Below are 18,196 nucleotides of genomic sequence, written 5' to 3'. Positions count from 1 at the left end.
CAGTCGGCGGGACGCGACGCCAGCAGGGCATGGCGGCTCACGCGTACGGCTGATTCCCAGCTTGGCCGAAGCCGGTACCTTGCACGCTACTGCACTTTCAGGCCGGCCGTGACGCTGCGCGACAGGCTGCCGCTATTGCCGTTGATGCTGAAAGTGTAACTGCCACGCTTGGCACGGCTGCCTACGTTCACGGTCAGGAGCGAGGTTCCGGCCGTGTTCAAGGTCCCCGGGCTGAAGCTGGTGCTGACCTCCTTGGGTAAGCCGCTCGCACTGAAAGCAACACTGCCGCTGAAACCACTCGAGGTAGTCAGCGTAATGGTGTAGCTGCCGCTGCCGCCGCGCTTGATGGTCTGGCTGCCCGGCGCCACCGACAGGGCGAAATCGCCAGGCGGGTTGACTGCCAGCGTCACCGTGGCGTTACGTGTGAGGCCGCCGCCGCTGCCGCTGATGTTCAGCGGGTAGCTGCCGCTCGGGGTGGAACTGCTGGTGCTCACGGTGAGCCTGGCGGTGCCTGAGCCTGCCAGTGAGGCCGGGTTGAAACTGGCGCTGGCCCCCGCCGGCAAGTTGCTCAGGCTCAGCGCCACGTTGCTGCTGAAGCCGCCCGATGGCGTCACGGTGACGTCGTAGCCGACCGAGCTGCCGCTCACCACACTCTGGCTCAGTGGCGAGGCGGCCAGGGTGAAATCGGGCGTGGCGATCACATTGGCGAGCGGCCCCTGCGACAGGTCGATCGCGAAGCTGCCACCCTTGCCCTGGTTGACGCTGTCCGTCGAGCCCCACACCTCGACGCGGTACTGGCCGGTGGTGGTCGGCATGGCGTGCAGGGTTTCCTGGCGCCCCAGCGCCACCAGCGGTGCGCGCGGCGAGGCGCATTCCGTGCCCTCGCCCATGCAGCCGCTGTAGGACAGGACCGTGCCGTCCGGCGCCAGCAAGCGCGCATCGAGGTCCGGGTCCCACTGGTAGGCGAAGCAGGAACCGAACAGGCGCAGGGTGCAGATCGGCTGGCCGATGATGGTGACGATGGCGGCAATCGGCTTGCCGGTATCGCTGACGTCGAAGCCATAGCTCCAGGTGCTATTGTTGCCCACGCTGGCCGACAGGTGCGTGGCGTGCGGGAACGCCGTGGTGACAGTCGACGACGGATTCTGCGCGCGCGCCACGAAGGCATAGGCATCGATCAGGCCGGTGCCCCATTCGTTGTCCTTGCCGGCGCTGCCGCGGTCCTGCGCCGTGGCCTCCATCAGGCTGCGCACCTGCGCCGGGGTCAGCGCCGGGTTGGCCTCCAGCGCCAGCGCCACGGTGCCGGCGACGAACGGTGTCGCCATCGAGGTGCCGCTGTAGGTGACGTAGCCGCTGACGGTGCCGGCCTGGGCGGCGGTGATGGTGTGGCCGGGCCCGCAGATATCGGGCTTGATGCGCTCGGTGCTGGCGTTGACGGTAATCGGCCCGCGACTGGAGAAGGCGGTGAGATACACGCCTTCGGAATGGTTGTCGGCACTCACCGGAGCCGACCATTCGGCGCAGGCGCCGACGGTGATGGCCTTTTCCGCCGCCCCTGGCGAGCCGACCGTGCCCGGTTCGTCACCGTCGTTGCCGGCCGCCACCACCACGACCTTGCCACTGTCTACCGCGGCATTCACCGCCTGACTCATGGCGTCGTTACCGTCGGCCGGTGGCAACGCGGCGAGGCTGAGCGAGATGACACGCACTGCGGCCTGCGCGGCACACCAGTCGATGCCACTCACCACCGCGCTCTCGGCGCCGGAGCCGCTGCTGTCGAGCACCTTGGCGGCGTAGACTGGCGCCCCCGGTGCCACGCCCTGGTAGCGCGCGGCATCCGCGCCGCCGCTGCCATCGCCGGCGGCGATGGACAGCACATGGGTGCCGTGGCCGTTGTCGTCGTAGGCCACAGTTTTATTCGCCACCAGATCGACGAAACCCGCCACCTTGCCGGCCAATTGCTCGTGGTTGGGATCGACGCCGGTATCGACGGTGCAGATGCCCACCCCGCGGCCGGTCAGGCCGGAGACTGCCAACCCCCGTGCCGACTCAACACCGAAGTCGGCGCGCGCGGCGTTGAGCTGGGTGTGAACCTTGACATCCTCCTCGATGCGCACCAGGCCGGCGGCATGCGACAGCGCACGGATCTGCGCCGCGCTCAGGCTGCCGGCAAAGCCGGGGATGAGCTTGAACTCGCGGCGCGGCACGAACGGGCCGAGTGCCTGGCGCGCGGCGGCGGCATGGCCCTGCTCGCGGAAGGTCACCACCACATCGAAGCGGTCTTCCGGCTGCGCCGTGGCGAGGCGCTGCTGCAGGTTATCGGCGACGCCGTCGCCGTCACGGTCGGTCAGTTGGCCGTGAACTACGGCGGCAGGCGCTACTGGCTGGGATGCCGCGGCACCGGGGGTGACGGCGGCGCAGAGGGGCGACAACAGGAGCAGGGTCAACGACCCGATGGCGATGGCGCGACGCATGGCAATTCCTCCGCGCCGGGCCGGCAGCTCCCTGCACGGGAGGTCAACGGCAGCGCGGCGCCCTGTTCCAGCTTGCATAACTCGTCATCTAAACGAGGCCCACTCCGAACAGAATCGCCATGCTGCCCGACTCGCCGAATCGCAAGGGGATATCGTTTAAATTGTTATAAGCCTTTATAGGGTAGCCGGAGCCGCTTTTCAATTCGCCCCAGTCGGCATTTCCGGGCAATCGCCCCCCCCCCGGCTGGCGAGGGTTTGCCACCGCTGCTGGGGCACTCATGACAGCCCGGCGGCGCGCCAACTCAGGTCCCACCGTCCGCCGCCCACACCACCGGGAACCAGTCCTCGCGCAGGCGCTCGCCGTCTTGCTGGTCGATGCCGGGGAACGGCGGCGAGGTGCGGCCGGGGCGCGCGACGTAGCGCACGTCGTCGCCGAGGAAGCGTGCCGAGAAGGCGCGGCGGCGGTTGCCGCCCGGGTTGCCGGCCGCGCCATGCACGGTGTGGAAGTCGAACAGCACCGCGTCGCCCGGTTCCAGCTCCGGCGCCAGCAGGGTGTAGCTGCCGTCCTCGACGTCGGGCATTTCCATGAAGTCGTCGGCGCCGGCGAAGAAGTTCTCGTTGGTGGCCCAGCGCTTGGGGCGCACCAGTTTGGGCCAGCGGTGCGAGCCCAGCACCACGCGCAGCGTGTTGTCGCGCGTCACCGGGTCGAGCGGGATCCAGTAGCTGGCGGTCTGCAGGCCGCTGACGCAGTAATAGGGGATGTCCTGGTGCCAGGGCGTGGGCTTGGCGGTGCCGGGCTCCTTGACCAGGATGTGCTCGTGGAAGATCTGCACCCGCTGCGCGCCCATCAGCCGCCCCGCCAGCGCGGCCGCCGGCGAATGGCGGATGAAGCGCGCAAACGGTTCGATGCGCTGCCAGTTGCAGTAATCCTCGAAGAAACGCCCGGTTTCGCCCGGCCGAACGTTCTCGATGGCGTACGGGCCGGGCGCGGCCAGCACCTGCTCGAATCCCTCGCGCAGCGGTTCGACCCAGTCGCGAAACGCCCCGCGCAGCACGATCGCGCCGTCGCGCTGGAATGCCTCGATTTGATCCTGTCCTACTGTCGTCGCCTGCATCGGCCTCTCCTCGGGTGGTGGTGGGTAAGACGGCTTCTGGCGACAGTATCGCGGGGCGCTTTATGATAATAAAAATATATATTTCCTATTTTTCATTATTGAAAAACATGATCGACTTCTCGTTGCGTCAGCTCGAATACTTCGTCGCCACCGCCGAGCACGGCGGCGTCAGTGCCGCGGCGCGCGCGCGCCACGTGTCTCAGCCCTCGGTATCGCTCGCCATCGCTCAGCTCGAGGCCGCGCTCGGTACCGCGCTGTTCCGCCGTCAGGCCAGCCGCGGCGTCGAGCTGACACCGGCCGGGCTGCGCGTGCTGGGCCAGGCGCGCGACATCCTGGCGCTGGCGGCAGGCCTCGGCAGCGGCGAGGAACCGGGCGAACTGCGCGGCCAGCTGTCGCTGATCTGTTTCCAGGATCTGGGGCCCTATTTCGCCCCGCGCCTGCTGGCGGGGTTTCGCGCACGCCACCCGCAGGTCGCGGTGACGCTGCTGGAGGGCGACCTGGCGACGGTGCAGCGCGCGCTGCGCGCCGGCAAGGCCGAGCTGGCGCTGACCTACGAACTCGCCACCGACGCGCAGATGGCATGCCGCACGCTGGCGGAACTGGCGCCCTACGCGCTGCTGCCGGGCGACCATCCGCTGGCGGCGCAGCCCGCCGTGTCGCTGGCCGAGCTGGCCGCGCAGCCGCTGGTGCTGGAGGATATTCCGCACACCCGCGACTACCTGCTGTCGCTGTTCTGGAACCTGGGGCTGACGCCGCGCATCGCGCAGACGGTGCAGAGCTTCGAAATGCAGCGCGGCCTGGTGGCGCACGGCGCCGGCGTGGCGCTGTCGTGCACGCGCCCGGCCGGCGACCTGAGCTACGACGGCACGCCCATCGCCTGCCGCCCGCTGCGCGACGATCCGCCGCCGCAGCGCGTGGTGCTGGCGCGCCCGGCGACAGCACACCCCTCCCCGGTGGTCGACGCCTTCCTGCACTGGGCCGTCACCCGGGAATGACGGTCCGCCCGCACGGCCGGCCCGCCGCGCTGGCACCGCATGGCCTCCGCTTGATGCTAAAGTGATAGTTCATTGTCATTACGGAGCCTGTCATGCCCACGACGTCGCCTCGCCTCGCCCGCCGCCTGCTGTCCTGCCTCGCACTCGCCGGCACCAGCCTGCTGCCGCTGGCGCCGGGCCTTGCCCACGCCGCGCCGCCGCCCCAACTGAAGACCCAGGTGCCGGGCTACTACCGCATGGCGCTGGGCGAGTTCCAGGTGACCGCGCTCTACGACGGCTACGTCGACCTCGACCAGAAGCTGCTGAAGAATGCCCGCGCCAGGGACGTGCAGAGCCTGCTGGCGCGCATGTTCATCGACACCACGCGCGGCGTGCAGACCGCGGTCAACGGCTACCTGGTGCACACCGGCACGCGCCTGGTGCTGGTCGATACCGGTTCGGCGCGCTGCTTCGGCCCGACCCTGGGCAACCTGATCAACAACCTGCGCGCCGCCGGCTACGAACCGGCCGACGTCGACGCCGTGCTGCTGACCCACCTGCACCCGGACCATGCCTGCGGCCTGGTGACGGCAGAGGGCAAGGCGGCGTTCCCCAACGCCGACGTCTACGTGGCGCGGGCCGAAGCGCGCTACTGGCTCGACGAGGCCACCGCGGCCAAGGCGCCGCCGGACAGCCAGCCCTTCTTCAAGATGGCGCGCGAGTCGGTCGCCCCCTACCTGGCCGCCAACCGGCTCAAGATCTACGGCAAAGGCGAGACGCTGCTGCCGGGCGTCACCACCGTGCCGGCGCCGGGCCACACGCCGGGACACAGCGGCTACCTGTTCAGCTCCAAGGGGCAGAGCCTGCTGCTGTGGGGCGACATCGTGCACAGCTACGCCACGCAGTTCGCCCGCCCCGACATCGCGATCGAGTTCGATGTCGACCGCCAGCAGGCGGTGGCCACGCGCAAGAAGCTGCTCGCCGACGCCGCACGCGACAAGTTGTGGGTGGGTGGCGCCCACCTGCCGTTCCCGGGGCTGGGGCACGTGCGCGCCGAGCGCAGCCGCTACGCCTGGGTGCCGGTCGAGTACGGCCCGCTGCGCAGCGACCGCTGATCACCATGTTGTATCTCCCCCGAGCCCGGCCCTCATAGACCGGGTTTTTTCATTGCGGCGCGGGTCGTCGCGAGGACAGGGGGCCGCGCCGGGTCCCGCTCCCTCAGGGTTGGCCGAAGTCCCCCATGCTGCCGATAGTACGGAGAGAGGGCCTCTGGTACCCTTGCAGGCAGTCCAAGAATAAAACCCTGACGGCAACCCCATGAGCACCAACGACACCCTGATCTACCTGGCCTCGGCCAGTCCGCGCCGGCGCGAGCTGCTGCAGCAGCTCGGCGTGCGCACCGAACGCATCCACGCCGAAATCGACGAGGCGGTCCTGCCCGGCGAAAACGCCGTGGCCTACACCGAGCGCCTGGCGCGCGACAAGGCCGCCGCCGGCTGGCACCTGGTGGAAAGCTGCGGCCTGCCGTCGCGTCCGCTCTTGGCCGCCGACACCACGGTGGTGCTGGACGGCGAGATTTTCGGCAAGCCGGCCGACGCCGCCGACGCGCGCCGCATGCTCGAGGCCTTCTCCGGCCGCAGCCACCAGGTGGTGACCTCGGTGGCGGTGCGCGAGGGCGAGCGCACCCTGCTCAAGACCTCGGTCACCGACGTCGCCTTCCGCCCGCTCACCGCACTCGACATCGCCCGCTACATCGACACCGGCGAGCCGTTCGACAAGGCCGGCGCCTACGGCATCCAGGGCCGCGCCGCGGTGTTCATCGAGCGCATCGAAGGCAGCTACACCGGCGTGGTCGGACTGCCGGTGTTCGAGACCGCCGCGCTGTTGTCCGAATTCGGCCTGGTCTTCCCCTGAGGAGCGTCGCATGCTGCATCAATCCATTCCGCTGCCACGCGACCTGCCGCGCCCCAACGAGCAGATCCTGGTCAACATCACGCCGCAGGAAACCCGCGTCGCGGTGCTGGAAGACGCCATCGTGCAGGAATTGCACGTGGAGCGCGCCGCCAGCCGCGGCATCGTCGGCAACATCTACCTCGGCCAGGTCAAGCGCGTGCTGCCCGGCATGCAGAGCGCCTTCATCGAGATCGGTCTGGAGCGCGCCGCCTTCCTGCACATCGCCGACGTGCTGGAACAGCGCCAGCATCCTTCCGAGCCGCAGCGCATCGAGAAGATGCTGTTCGAGGGCCAGACCGTGCTGGTCCAGGTGATCAAGGACCCGATCGGCACGAAAGGCGCGCGCCTGTCGACGCAGATCTCGCTGGCAGGGCGCTTCCTGGTGCACCTGCCGCAGGAAGAGCACATTGGCATCTCGCAGAAGATCGAGAACGAGGAGGACCGCCTGAGCCTCAAGGCGCGGCTGGAGAAGCTGCTGCCCGACGGCACACCCAAGGGCTACATCATCCGCACCAGCGCCGAGACCGCCAGCGACCAGGAACTCGCCGCCGACATCGGCTACCTCGGCAAGCTGTGGACCGACATCCGCCAGCGCTCGCTCACCGAACCGCCGCAGAGCCTGCTCTACGAAGACCTGCCGCTGGCGGTGCGCGTGCTGCGCGACATGGTGAGCGAATCGACCGAGCACGTCATCGTCGACTCCACCGAGAACTACAGCCGCATGGTGGAGTTCGCCGAGCAGTACGTCACCAACGCGGTGGACAAGATCGCGCGCTACAGCGGCGAGCGCCCGCTGTTCGAGCTGCACGGCATCGAGGCCGAGATCGACCGCGCCCTGGCGCGCCGCGTCAACCTGAAGTTCGGCGGCTACCTGATCATCGACCAGACCGAGGCGATGACCACCATCGACGTCAACACCGGCGGCTTCGTCGGCAACCGCAATTTCGACGAGACCATCTTCAAGACCAACCTCGAGGCCACCCACGCCATCGCACGCCAATTGCGCCTGCGCAACCTGGGCGGCATCATCATCGTCGACTTCATCGACATGGATAACGAGGAGCACCGCAGCCAGGTGCTGAACGAGCTGGCCAAGGCGATGGCGCGCGACCGCACCCGGGTGACGCTGAACGGCTTCACCAGCCTGGGGCTGGTCGAGATCACCCGCAAGCGCACGCGCGAGAGCCTGGCGCACGTGCTGTGCGAACCGTGCCCGACCTGCCAGGGGCGCGGCGAGATCAAGACGGCGCAGACGGTGTGCTACGAAATCCAGCGCGAGATCGTGCGTGAGGCGCGCCAGTTCGACGCCAAGGGCTTCCGCATCCTGGCCGCGCAGCCGGTGATCGACATGTTCCTCGACGAGGAATCGCAGAGCCTGGCGATGCTGGTGGACTTCATCGGCAAGCCGATCTCGCTGTCGGTGGAAACCACCTATCCACAGGAGCAGTTCGACGTGGTGCTGCTGTGATTCCAAATGCGCCTTAGAAACGATAACGTTGTCGGCCGCGTGGCCGCGGACCGCGTGCGAATCTTAAGATTCGCTCAGCGAGCCCTTGCCGTACTAGCTGTACTGTCTGCGGCCCCGCTCACTTGCCTTCGCGTTCTCGTTCCTAATGCTTTTTGGAATGCCGCCGCAAACACTGTAACGAGACAAGCATGAGCGAAAACTACGACGACCCGATCTGGCTTGCCGTCTTCAAGGAGGCCGAAGCCGCCGCGCAGGCCGAGCCTCTGCTGGCGAGCTTCCTGCACATGACGGTGCTGCGCCACGACACGCTGGAAGACGTGCTGGCCTTCCACCTGTCGAGCAAGCTCTCGAGCCCGGTGATGGACGCGCGCGCCTTGATGGAGCTGTTCCGCGAGGCGCTCGCGGCCGACCCCGTCATCGGCCAGAAGATGCGCGCCGACATCGTGGCCTGCTACGACCGCGACCCGGCCTGCGAGGGCTACTCCATCCCGTTGCTGTACTTCAAGGGCTTTCACGCCATCCAGAGCCAGCGCGTGACGCACTGGCTGTGGCAGCAGGGGCGGCAGACGCTGGCGCTGTTCCTGCAGAACCGCATCTCCGAGGTGACCGGCGCCGACATCCACCCGGCGGCGCGCATCGGCCAGGGCGTGATGCTGGACCACGGCACCGGCGTGGTGGTGGGCGAAACCGCGGTGATCGGCGACAACGTCTCGATCCTGCACGGCGTGACGCTGGGCGGCTCCGGCAAGGAGCGCGGCGACCGCCATCCCAAGATCGGCGACGGCGTGCTGATCGGCACCGGCGCGGCGATCCTCGGCAACATCCACGTCGGCGAGTGCGCCAAGGTCGGCGCCGGCAGCGTGGTGCTGGACGACGTGCCACCGCACAGCACCGTGGCCGGGGTGCCGGCCAAGGTGGTGGGCTCGCCCGGACCGGGCACGCCGGGGCTGGACATGGACCAGCGGGTGTAAGCTGCCATGCCACGGGCGGTGCAGGCACCGCGCGAGATTGTTGACAAACCCCTTTTGCGAAGCGGAAGGGGTTTGTCGTGTAAATAAGGAAGGCTGCGGATTCAATAGCTTGTCAGAAGCGGCCCGGCTTTGCCGGGTCCGGTAGAATCTGGACAGGGTACTTTGTCAGCAGCCTGGGGCGGTGCCAGCGCCGCCCGTGCCCCCTTGCTGCAACCTGACTTGATGCCCCATAGGAGCATGAGATGAACGTCCAGCAAGTCGACTACCGCGCCGCCGACGCCGCCGAACGCTTCGCCCGCTCGCTGCACGAGACCGGCTTCGCCGTGCTCAGCCATCACCCGATCCCGGAGACGCTGGTGACGGACCTGTACCGGCGCTGGCTGGCCTTTTTCGACGGCGACGCCAAGCACGCCTACGCCTTCTCTCCCGAGACCCAGGACGGCTGGTTCTCCACCGCGGTGTCCGAGACCGCCAAGGGCCACACCCAGAAGGACCTCAAGGAGTACTACCACGTCTACCCCTGGGGGCGCATTCCGCCCGAGCTGCACGACGACACCCTGCGCTACTACGCCGTGGCCAGCGCGCTCGCGGCCGAACTGCTCGGCTGGGTGGAGCGCCATACCCCGCCCGACATCGCCGCGCACTACAGCCAGCCGCTGTCGTCGATGATCGCGGACAGCCGCAGCACGCTGCTGCGCGTGCTGCGCTACCCCCCGCTGAGCGGCGACGAGCCGGCCGGCGCCCTGCGCGCCGCCGCGCACGGCGACATCAACCTGTTGACCATCCTGCCCGCCGCCAGCGAGCCGGGGCTGCAGGTGCAGGGGCGCGACGGCCAGTGGCAGGACGTGCCGTGCGACTTCGGCACGCTGGTGATCAACACCGGCGACATGTTGGCCGAAGCCTCGCGCGGCTACTACCCGTCCACGCTGCACCGCGTGGTCAACCCGGTGGGCGAAGCCGCCGCCAGGAGCCGCGTCGCGCTGCCCCTGTTCCTGCACCCGCGCGACGAGGTGGTGCTGTCGCAACGCTACAGCGCCGGCAGCTATCTCGCCGAGCGGCTGCGCGAGCTGGGGGTGAAGGGCTAGGGCCTCACGATGCCCCAAGGTTGGCCAAAGCCCCGCTTCGGCCAACCTTTTGTCTACGCAACGGCCGCCGTGGCGAGGCGCTTCGATCCGTCCGTACGGGCGGCGGCGCGCTGGGGTAAAATCGGCGTTTTGACGATTGCTGCCCCGCCATGTCCGATCTGCTCTCCGGCCTCAACCCCGAACAACTCTCCGCCGTCACCTGGCCCGCCAAGAGCGCGCTGGTGCTGGCCGGCGCCGGCAGCGGCAAGACGCGGGTGCTGACCACGCGCATCGCCTGGCTGATCCAGACTGGCCAGGTCAGCCCGGCCGGCATCCTCGCCGTGACCTTCACCAACAAGGCGGCGCGCGAGATGCAGACGCGGCTCGGCGCGATGATCCCGGTCAACGTCAAGACCATGTGGATCGGCACCTTCCACGGCCTGTGCAACCGCTTCCTGCGCGCCCACTACCGCGACGCCGGGCTGCCCAGCACCTTCCAGATCCTCGACTCGGCCGACCAGCAGGCGGCGATCAAGCGCCTGCTGAAGAGCCTCGACGTCTCCGACGAAAAATTCCCGCCGCGCGCGGTGCAGAACTTCATCAACGGCAACAAGGAATCCGGCGTGCGCGCCGACGCGCTGTCGGCGCACGACGCCTACACCAAGAAGCTGATCGAGCTCTACGCCGCCTACGACGCGCAGTGCCAGCGCGAGGGCGTGGTGGATTTCGCCGAGCTGCTGCTGCGCAGCTACGAGGTGCTGTCGCGCAACGCCGCGCTGGCCGAGCACTACAAGAGCCGCTTCCGCTTCATCCTGGTGGACGAGTTCCAGGACACCAACCGCCTGCAGTACGCCTGGCTCAAGCTCTTGGCCGGGCGCGACAACGCGCTGTTCGCGGTGGGCGACGACGACCAGAGCATCTACGCCTTCCGCGGCGCCGAGGTCGGCAACATGCGCTCGCTGCTGGTCGACTTCGGCATCGACGGCCCGGTGCGGCTGGAGCAGAACTACCGCTCGGCCGGCAACATCCTGACCGCCGCCAACGCGCTGATCGAGAAGAACGACGGCCGGCTCGGCAAGAACCTGTGGACCGAGGCCGGCGAGGGCGAACCGATCCGCCTCTACGACGCCTATTCCGATGGCGACGAGGCCGAGTTCATCTGCGACGAGGTCAAGGCGCTCCAGCGCGACGGCTGGCGCCTCTCCGACATCGCCGTGCTGTACCGTTCCAACGCCCAGAGCCGCGCGCTCGAGCACGCCCTGGTCAACGCCAAGCTGCCGTACCGCGTGTACGGCGGGCTGCGCTTCTTCGAGCGCCAGGAGATCAAGCACGCGCTGGCCTACCTGCGCCTGATCGCCAACCCGGACGACGACAACGCGCTCTTGCGCGTGATCAACATCCCGGCGCGCGGCATCGGCGCGCGCACCGTGGAAGGCCTGCAGGCCGCCAGTCGCGAGCAGGGCATCAGCCTGTGGCAGGCCGCCTGCGCCTCCGGCAGCGGCCGCGCCGCCGCCAGTCTGGGCAAGTTCGTGCTCTTGATCGACCAGCTGCGCGCGCGCACCTCCACGCTGAACCTGGCCGAGACCGTCAGCCTGCTGCTCGACGATTCCGGCCTCAAGGCGATGTACGAGGCCGACAAGAAGGAGAGCGAGGAGCGCCTCGCCAACCTCGACGAACTGATCAACGCCGCCGCCGGCTTCTTCCCGCAGGACCCGGAGCAGGCGGTGGTGGAATTTCTCAGCGCCGCCAGCCTGGAAGCCGGCGAGCACCAGGCCGAGGCCGGCCAGGACGCGCTGCAGCTGATGACGGTACACGCCGCCAAGGGGCTGGAGTTCGACGCGGTGTTCGTGTCCGGGTTGGAGGAAGGGCTGTTCCCGCACGAGAACAGCTTCAACGATCCCAAGGGGCTGGAGGAGGAGCGGCGCCTGATGTACGTCGCGGTGACGCGCGCGCGCAAACGGCTCTACCTCAGCTCGGCGCAGAGCCGCATGCTGCACGGCCTGAGCCGCTACCCGATCCGCTCGCGCTTCGTCGACGAGGTGCCGGGCCAGCTGCTGCACGTGCTGTCTGCTACAGTGAAACCGTTACCGGTCTCGCATAACGCGCGTGCGCCCTGGCTGGAGCAGCCGCCGCCGAGCCGCCCTTCGGCCAACCTCAAGGGCTTCGCCATCGGCCAGTCGGTGACGCACGCCAAGTTCGGGCTGGGGGTGGTGATCGACGCCGAAGGCGGCGGCGACGACGTGCGCCTGCACATCAACTTCGCCGAACACGGCCTGAAATGGCTGGACCTGCGTTACGCCAAGCTCAGCGCGGCCTGACGGCCGCCGTGCACCGTTGCCGGAAGATACCCCGATGAGCGATCTCAAGCCGCAGTCCACCTCGTTTCACAGCATCGCCTCGGCGTACAAGGGCGCGCGTCCGGCCGAGCAGCCCATGGCCGACCCCTACGCCAAGCGGCTGTTCCTGATCATCGACAGCGTGCCGGAAATGCAGCGCGCGCTGGCGATGACGCTGTCCTCGTTCGGCGCCGAGAAGGTCGAATACGCCAGCAAGGCGAGCGACGCGCTGGCCAAGCTCGCCAAGTACGAGTTCGACGTGGTGCTGTGCGACTACGACCTCGGCAACGGCTACGACGGCTTGTACCTGTTTGAAGAGGTCAAGGAGCGCAACCTGATCAAGCAGTCGTGCGTGTTCATGATCGTCACCGGCGAGCGCCGCGCCCAGCGCGTGATCTCGGCCGCCGAACAGGCCCCCGACGACTACCTGCTCAAGCCCTTCACCGGCGAGGTGCTGGCGCAGCGGCTGGAGCGCGCCATGCGCCGGCGCGAGGCGTTCCGCATCGTCGACGAGGCGGTGATGCGCCACGAATACCTCTCCGCCATCGACGCCTGCAGCCGCAAGATCGGCGAGCGGAGCGAATTCGCGCTCGACTTCATGAAGCTGAAGGGCTCGCTGTCGCTCAAGATCGGCGACTACGACACCGCCCGCGCGCTCTACATGGACGTGCTGCGCATCAAGACCGTGCCGTGGGCCAAGCTGGGCCTGGCCAAGGCGCTGACCGGGCAGAAGGCCTACGACGAAGCGCGCCTGCTGTTCGAAGAGGTGCTGCGCGAGAACGACCGGGTGATGGAAGCCTACGACTGGCTCGCCCGGCTGCACCAGACCAACCACGAACTGGACAAGGCGCAGCAGATGCTGGCCAGCGCCACCCGGCTGTCGCCGGTGGTAATCCGGCGCCAGAAACAGCTGGCCGAAGTGGCGCTGAAGAACCACGACCTCGCCACCGCCGAGGCCGCCAGCCGCGAGACGCTGGAAATCGCCAAGTACACCTGGCACCGCCACCCCACCCACTACGCCATGCTGGCGCGCGTCCAGATGGCGCAGGGCGAGCACGGCGCCGCCGCACGCACCGTCGCCAGCCTGCGCCGTGACTACCGCTACAACGAGGTGGGCGAATGGATGGCGGACGTCTGCGACAGCCAGCTGCAGCTCAAGAGCGGCAACCGCCAGCGCGCCGCCCAGCTGCTGAACGAGGCGCAGGCGCGCTTCGCCACGCTCGGTGCCGGGCTGCCGCCCGAGGCGCAGATGGAGTTCGCCCGCGCCTGCTACGCCCAGGGGCAGCAGGACGCCGGCGACGCCGCGATGCAGGCGCTGGTGCGCAACCACCACGACGACGAGACCCTGCTGGGCCAGATCGGCGACCTGTTCGAGGACGTCGGCCGCCGCGACGCCGGCCACCAGCTCATCGCCAGCAACGTGCAGTCGGTGATCGAACTCAACAACGAGGCGGTGCGCGCCGCCCAGGCCGGCCAGTTCGAGCAGGCCATCGAGCGCTTCGCCAAGGCGCACGAAGACATGCCGGGCAACCTGCAGGTGATGCTCAACCTGGTCAACGCCACGCTGGCCTATGTGCACCGCAACGGCTGGCACGAGAGCCACATGCGCCGCGCCCACGAGCTGCTGAAGAAGGCGCGCGAGCTGGCCCCGGCCAACAACAAGTTCCAGAAACTGCTGCAGGCCTGGCGCATCCTGGTGGAGAAGCTCGGCAAGCCGCAGTGGGTGCTGTGACCCCGGTGCGCGCCGCCCGCTAGCGGCGCGACGCGGTGGCGACGGAAACCCGGCCACCGCCCCACAAGGGACGAATCATGTCCGCTACCGCCCTGCCGGCCGCCCAGGCCGAATGGCTGCGCGCCGAAGGCGTGTGCGAGGTCGAACTGGTGTTCGCCGACCTCACTGGCTTCCCGCGCGGCAAGACCCTCCCCGCCCTCGCCTTCGCCCACGGCCAGGAAGTCCGCATTCCCCGCGCCGTGGCGGTGCAGGCCTGCACCGGCGCCTATCCCGACTACCGCTTCTACGGCGAGCAGGACCCGGACGTCGTGCTGCGCCCGGATCTGGCCACGCTGCGCCGCGCCCCCTGGAGCGACACCCCGCGCGCCGTGGTGATCTGCGACAACGTCGACCACGGCGGCAGCTTGTCGCCACTGGCGCCACGCAGCGCGCTGCAGCGCGTGCTGGCCGACTACGCCGCGCACGGCCTCAGCCCGGTAGTGGCGCCGGAGCTGGAGTTCTACCTGTTCGCCGCGCACGACGGCGACGCCGCCCCGTTCCAGTCGCCGGCGCTGCGCGGCGGGCGGCGCGAGGCCGGCGGCGATGCCTTCAGCCTGTCGGCGCGCAACGACCTCGCGCCGTTCTTCGACGAGGTCTACCGCGGCTGCGAGCGGCTCGGCATCGCCAGCGACACCTTCCTGCACGAGATGGGACCGAGCCAGTTCGAGATCAACCTGCGCCACGGCGACGCGCTGCGCCTGGCCGACCAGATGTTCTTGTTCAAGTACCTGCTGAAGGAAACCGCGCACCGCCACGGCCTGTCGGCGGTGTGCATGGCCAAGCCGCTGGAGGGTGAGCCGGGCAGCTCGATGCATCTGCACCAGAGCCTGGTCGACAGGCACGGCCATAACCTGTTCGGTCGCGCCGACGGCAGCAACAGCGCGTTGTTGCTGCACTTCATCGCCGGCCTGCAGCGTTACCTGCCGCTGCTGCTGCCGCTGTTCTGCCCCAACCCCAACTCCTACCGCCGTTTCGTCAAGGGCCTGGCGGCGCCGGTCAACCTGGCCTGGGGCGAGGACAACCGCTCGGTCGGGCTGCGCGTGCCGCGCTGCGGCGCGGAGGCGCGCCGGGTCGAGAACCGCCTGCCCGGCGCCGACGCCAACCCCTACCTGGCGCTGGCGGCGAGCCTGGGCGCCGGGCTGGCGGGCATCGCCGAGCACCTGACGCCGGATCCGCCGGTGAGCGGCAACGTGTTCCGGCAGGGCGACACCAGCCTGCCCGCCACGCTGGACGCCGCGCTCGCCGCCATGCGCGCCTCCCCCTGCGCGGAGCGGCTGTTCGGCAGCGAGTTCGTGCCGGCCTACCTGGCGGTGAAGGAGCTGGAACTGCTCGACTTCCAGCACCAGATCACGCCGTGGGAGCGGCGCCACCTCGGGCTCTTGGCCTGAAGCGGCCCCCAGCAAAACAGCCCCGGCACGCCGGGGCTGTTTGGTTTTCGCGTAACGGGCTCAGCTGCGCGACAGGCGCAGCCTTTCGGCCAGGCGCTCCATCGCCTCGTCGCGGCTGAGCGGCGGCGTGGCGCGCTGCTGCTCGGCCAACACCCAGGTTTCCAGGCGGCTGCGGTCGCCGTGCGCGGCACGCAGCAGGATGCCGTAGTCGCGCCCGGTCATCTGCGACGGCACGTCGATGGCGCGGGTCTGGGTGTGGCGCGCGTAGGACGGCTCATCGGCCGGCACGCGCCGCGCCGGCGGACGACGGGAACGGACCACCCAGGCGACCAGGGCCAGCATCACGACCGCCATAATCGACAGAAATTCGGCCATCAGTCGGCGTCTCCTTTCGAACAATCGTTTGCCATTATGCCATAAGCTTAAACCGGGCGCGAATCAGCGCCGCCACGGGGCTCAGCGCACGGGGTGGAGCGGCCGGCGCGCAAAGACGAAGAACTCGCGGTTGCCGTCGCCGCCCTTGATCGGGCTGTCGAACCACTTCAGCACCTCGCAGCCGAGCTGCTCGACCAGCGTGGTGATGGTCTGGCGCACCCCGTCGTACAGCCCTTCGTCCTTGACGATGCCGCCGCGGCCGATGCCGGAGCGCCCCACTTCGAACTGCGGCTTGACCAGCGACAGCAGGTAGCCGCCGGGGGCTATCAGGGGCAGCGCCGAGGGCAGCACCAGGGTCAGCGAGATGAACGACACGTCGCACACCATCAGTTCGAACGGCCCCCCCTGGTTGGCCGCCAACAGCGCGGCGTGGTCCAGGGCGCGCGCGTTGACGCCCTCGAAGAAGGTGACGCGCGGGTCTTCGGCCAACCTGGCGGCGAGCTGGCCGTGTCCCACGTCCACCCCCACCACGCGGCTCGCCCCGGACTGCAACAGGCAGTCGGTGAAGCCGCCGGTGGATTGGCCGACGTCGAGCGCGCTCATGCCGCTCACGTCGAGCCCGGCCGCCGCCAGCGCGCCCTGCATCTTGAGCCCGCCGCGCGAGACGAAACGGTCGGCCTCGTCCGGCGTCACCAGTAGGCGCGCCGTGGGCGCGAGCTTCAGGCTCGGCTTGGCAACGACGACGCAGCGTCCGTCGTCGTCGACGCTCACCCGCCCGGCCGCGATCAGGTTCTGGGCAGCGGTGCGCGAGGCGGCAAGGCCCTGTTCCACCAGGAGAAGGTCGGCTCGAATCATGATGTGCTTATGGACGCTGAAAAAAAGAGCACAGGGTGGCGTCGCTGCCGCCGGCTGTCAAGCCGCCGGATTCCGACCGATGTTGCTCCCTGCGACGTTGCGCTTCCTTGCGCCCGCTCAAACAAATCGCCTTCCGTTCGCCCGAGCTGAGGGTTGGCTGAGAGACGGCTTGGTGCGATCATCCTTGGCATAAACGACAACAAGGGAGCACCGCCATGGACACTCACCAACTCGAGCCGGCAGAAGTGCGCGTGCTGGGCGCGCTGATCGAAAAGCAGGCGCTCACCCCGGACGCCTACCCGATGACGCTCAACGGACTGTGACCGCCTGCAACCAGCTGACCAGCCGCGAACCGGTGATGCAGTTGTCCGAAGCCGAATTGAGCCAGGCGCTGGCGAGCCTGATGGAGCAGAAGCTGGTCGGGGAGCGGCTGCCTGCCGGCAGCCGCGTCGCCAAGTACGAGCACCGCCTGCCCTACGCCTGGAACATCGACGGCGCCCGCGTGGCGGCGCTGTGCGTGCTGCTGCTGCGCGGCCCGCAGACCGCGGCCGAGATCCGCAGCAAGGCCGGCCGCATCTACGCCTTCTCCGGCGTCGACGAAGTCGACACCGCGCTGGCGACGCTGGCCGACAAGTACCCGCCGCTGGTGGTCAAGCTGGAGCGCCAGCCGGGCGAGCGCGAGGCGCGCTGGGCGCACCTGTTGAGCGGCGAGCCGGAACTCGTCCCGGCCGGGGCCGCAGCGCCGATCGAGGTCGGCCTGACCGGCCGTGTCGCGGCACTGGAAGCCGAAGTGGCGGCGCTGAAAACGCGGCTGTCCGAACTGCTGGATTTGCTCGGCGGTTGAACCCGGGGGAGCGAGCGTGGTCTACTCCCTTCCCCGCAGCAACTTCCCTTTCGGAGAGCACATGAAAAAGACCACCCTCCTCCTTGGCCTCGTGGCCATCAGCGGGCTGGCACAGGCCGGCAACCTGTCGCTCGGCGCCGGCGACGACTTCGTGACGCTGTCGCGCACCCCGAACGGCCTTGGCCTCGGCTTCACCGCCGACTACCTGAACAACAAGCACGGCGACGACAGCGCCAGCGTCGGCCTGGAGTTCGCCGTTCCGGCCGGCCCGCTGACCGTCGCCGCCGGCGCCAAGGCGATCTACGTCGATGCCGACGGCTATGGCTCCGCCGCGGCGCTCGGCGGCCGCGCCGCGCTCGACCTCGGTTCCAACTTCAGCCTGTTCGGCCAGGGCTATTTCGCCCCGTCCGGCGCCTCCAGCGGCAGCATCCGCGAAGTCAACGACGTCAACGCCGGCCTGCGCTGGAACCCGGTGCCGCTGTTCACCGTGGAAACCGGCTACCGCTACTTCGACGTCAAGCGCGAAGACGCGCAGCGCAACCGCAAGCTGGCCGACGGCCCCTACCTCGGCGTCGGGCTGCAGTTCTGAGCGCAGACCACCCCGTCAG

The 18,196-nt window shown here is 68.9% G+C and carries 14 protein-coding genes and 1 pseudogene; 11 read left to right on the top strand and 4 right to left on the bottom strand.

The window, feature by feature from the left end:
• Positions 1-86: 86 nt before the first annotated feature.
• Both FURADRAFT_RS13595 and FURADRAFT_RS13590 read right to left on the bottom strand, forming a co-directional pair.
• The gene (locus FURADRAFT_RS13595) at positions 87-2,474 is read right to left on the bottom strand and encodes a S8 family serine peptidase (protein WP_008954744.1); all 2,388 of its coding nucleotides are present in this window, start codon (positions 2,472-2,474) and stop codon (positions 87-89) included.
• A gap of 302 nt (positions 2,475-2,776) precedes the next feature.
• Complete coding sequence (locus FURADRAFT_RS13590; RefSeq protein ID WP_008954743.1) at positions 2,777-3,589, bottom strand: phytanoyl-CoA dioxygenase family protein; 813 nt, start codon at positions 3,587-3,589, stop codon at positions 2,777-2,779.
• Positions 3,590-3,696: 107 nt separating this feature from the next.
• Between FURADRAFT_RS13590 and FURADRAFT_RS13585 the strand changes: the two genes are divergently transcribed.
• From FURADRAFT_RS13585 to FURADRAFT_RS13545, 9 genes are all read left to right on the top strand, one after another.
• Positions 3,697-4,584, top strand: a complete 888-nt coding sequence (locus FURADRAFT_RS13585; protein ID WP_040652920.1) for a LysR family transcriptional regulator — start codon at positions 3,697-3,699, stop codon at positions 4,582-4,584.
• A 92-nt stretch (positions 4,585-4,676) separates the two neighbouring features.
• Positions 4,677-5,678 (top strand): MBL fold metallo-hydrolase, encoded by a 1,002-nt coding sequence (locus FURADRAFT_RS13580; protein WP_008954741.1) that lies wholly within the window; start codon positions 4,677-4,679, stop codon positions 5,676-5,678.
• 202 nt (positions 5,679-5,880) lie between these two features.
• Positions 5,881-6,477 (top strand): Maf family protein, encoded by a 597-nt coding sequence (locus FURADRAFT_RS13575; protein WP_008954740.1) that lies wholly within the window; start codon positions 5,881-5,883, stop codon positions 6,475-6,477.
• A gap of 10 nt (positions 6,478-6,487) precedes the next feature.
• Positions 6,488-7,984: a ribonuclease G gene (gene rng / locus FURADRAFT_RS13570; protein WP_008954739.1), complete on the top strand. Its 1,497-nt coding sequence runs from the start codon at positions 6,488-6,490 to the stop codon at positions 7,982-7,984.
• Between the two features lie 188 nt (positions 7,985-8,172).
• A complete protein-coding gene (cysE, locus tag FURADRAFT_RS13565) occupies positions 8,173-8,955 on the top strand; it encodes a serine O-acetyltransferase (protein ID WP_008954738.1) in 783 nt (260 codons plus the stop codon).
• Positions 8,956-9,197: 242 nt separating this feature from the next.
• Positions 9,198-10,040: an isopenicillin N synthase family dioxygenase gene (locus FURADRAFT_RS13560; RefSeq protein ID WP_008954737.1), complete on the top strand. Its 843-nt coding sequence runs from the start codon at positions 9,198-9,200 to the stop codon at positions 10,038-10,040.
• Positions 10,041-10,189: 149 nt separating this feature from the next.
• The gene (locus FURADRAFT_RS13555; RefSeq protein ID WP_008954736.1) at positions 10,190-12,337 is read left to right on the top strand and encodes a UvrD-helicase domain-containing protein; all 2,148 of its coding nucleotides are present in this window, start codon (positions 10,190-10,192) and stop codon (positions 12,335-12,337) included.
• 34 nt (positions 12,338-12,371) lie between these two features.
• Positions 12,372-14,087, top strand: coding sequence for a tetratricopeptide repeat-containing response regulator (locus FURADRAFT_RS13550; protein ID WP_008954735.1), 1,716 nt, complete (start codon positions 12,372-12,374; stop codon positions 14,085-14,087).
• Between the two features lie 77 nt (positions 14,088-14,164).
• Entirely contained in the window at positions 14,165-15,514 is a 1,350-nt protein-coding gene (locus FURADRAFT_RS13545) for a glutamine synthetase family protein (protein WP_008954734.1), read from the top strand.
• A 60-nt stretch (positions 15,515-15,574) separates the two neighbouring features.
• Here the strand turns inward: FURADRAFT_RS13545 and FURADRAFT_RS13540 are convergent, their stop codons facing one another.
• Together FURADRAFT_RS13540 and FURADRAFT_RS13535 are read right to left on the bottom strand one after the other, a co-directional pair.
• The gene (locus FURADRAFT_RS13540; protein WP_008954733.1) at positions 15,575-15,889 is read right to left on the bottom strand and encodes a hypothetical protein; all 315 of its coding nucleotides are present in this window, start codon (positions 15,887-15,889) and stop codon (positions 15,575-15,577) included.
• Between the two features lie 81 nt (positions 15,890-15,970).
• On the bottom strand, positions 15,971-16,744 hold the full coding sequence (locus tag FURADRAFT_RS13535) for a TlyA family RNA methyltransferase (RefSeq protein ID WP_008954732.1): 774 nt from the start codon (positions 16,742-16,744) through the stop codon (positions 15,971-15,973).
• Positions 16,745-16,959: 215 nt separating this feature from the next.
• Between FURADRAFT_RS13535 and FURADRAFT_RS13530 the strand changes: the two are divergent.
• Together FURADRAFT_RS13530 and FURADRAFT_RS13525 are read left to right on the top strand one after the other, a co-directional pair.
• Positions 16,960-17,588 (top strand): annotated as a pseudogene (locus FURADRAFT_RS13530) (YceH family protein).
• 61 nt (positions 17,589-17,649) lie between these two features.
• Positions 17,650-18,177, top strand: a complete 528-nt coding sequence (locus tag FURADRAFT_RS13525; RefSeq protein WP_008954729.1) for a YfaZ family outer membrane protein — start codon at positions 17,650-17,652, stop codon at positions 18,175-18,177.
• Positions 18,178-18,196 lie beyond the last annotated feature (19 nt).

Origin of the sequence: Pseudogulbenkiania ferrooxidans 2002, from assembly GCF_000174355.1 — a bacterium.
Taxonomy (GTDB): domain Bacteria; phylum Pseudomonadota; class Gammaproteobacteria; order Burkholderiales; family Chromobacteriaceae; genus Pseudogulbenkiania; species Pseudogulbenkiania ferrooxidans.
The sequence above is the reverse complement of the archived record's forward strand: the minus strand, read 5'-3'. Positions and strand labels throughout refer to the sequence as shown.

What these genes read in the sequence shown, in the direction of transcription:
- FURADRAFT_RS13595 (WP_008954744.1), bottom strand. Translation starts at nt 2,474, where the DNA reads ATGCGTCGCGCCATCGCCATCGGGTCGTTGACCCTGCTCCTGTTGTCG.
- FURADRAFT_RS13590 (WP_008954743.1), bottom strand. Translation starts at nt 3,589, where the DNA reads ATGCAGGCGACGACAGTAGGACAGGATCAAATCGAGGCATTCCAGCGC.
- FURADRAFT_RS13585 (WP_040652920.1), top strand. Translation starts at nt 3,697, where the DNA reads ATGATCGACTTCTCGTTGCGTCAGCTCGAATACTTCGTCGCCACCGCC.
- FURADRAFT_RS13580 (WP_008954741.1), top strand. Translation starts at nt 4,677, where the DNA reads ATGCCCACGACGTCGCCTCGCCTCGCCCGCCGCCTGCTGTCCTGCCTC.
- FURADRAFT_RS13575 (WP_008954740.1), top strand. Translation starts at nt 5,881, where the DNA reads ATGAGCACCAACGACACCCTGATCTACCTGGCCTCGGCCAGTCCGCGC.
- rng (WP_008954739.1), top strand. Translation starts at nt 6,488, where the DNA reads ATGCTGCATCAATCCATTCCGCTGCCACGCGACCTGCCGCGCCCCAAC.
- cysE (WP_008954738.1), top strand. Translation starts at nt 8,173, where the DNA reads ATGAGCGAAAACTACGACGACCCGATCTGGCTTGCCGTCTTCAAGGAG.
- FURADRAFT_RS13560 (WP_008954737.1), top strand. Translation starts at nt 9,198, where the DNA reads ATGAACGTCCAGCAAGTCGACTACCGCGCCGCCGACGCCGCCGAACGC.
- FURADRAFT_RS13555 (WP_008954736.1), top strand. Translation starts at nt 10,190, where the DNA reads ATGTCCGATCTGCTCTCCGGCCTCAACCCCGAACAACTCTCCGCCGTC.
- FURADRAFT_RS13550 (WP_008954735.1), top strand. Translation starts at nt 12,372, where the DNA reads ATGAGCGATCTCAAGCCGCAGTCCACCTCGTTTCACAGCATCGCCTCG.
- FURADRAFT_RS13545 (WP_008954734.1), top strand. Translation starts at nt 14,165, where the DNA reads ATGTCCGCTACCGCCCTGCCGGCCGCCCAGGCCGAATGGCTGCGCGCC.
- FURADRAFT_RS13540 (WP_008954733.1), bottom strand. Translation starts at nt 15,889, where the DNA reads ATGGCCGAATTTCTGTCGATTATGGCGGTCGTGATGCTGGCCCTGGTC.
- FURADRAFT_RS13535 (WP_008954732.1), bottom strand. Translation starts at nt 16,744, where the DNA reads ATGATTCGAGCCGACCTTCTCCTGGTGGAACAGGGCCTTGCCGCCTCG.
- FURADRAFT_RS13525 (WP_008954729.1), top strand. Translation starts at nt 17,650, where the DNA reads ATGAAAAAGACCACCCTCCTCCTTGGCCTCGTGGCCATCAGCGGGCTG.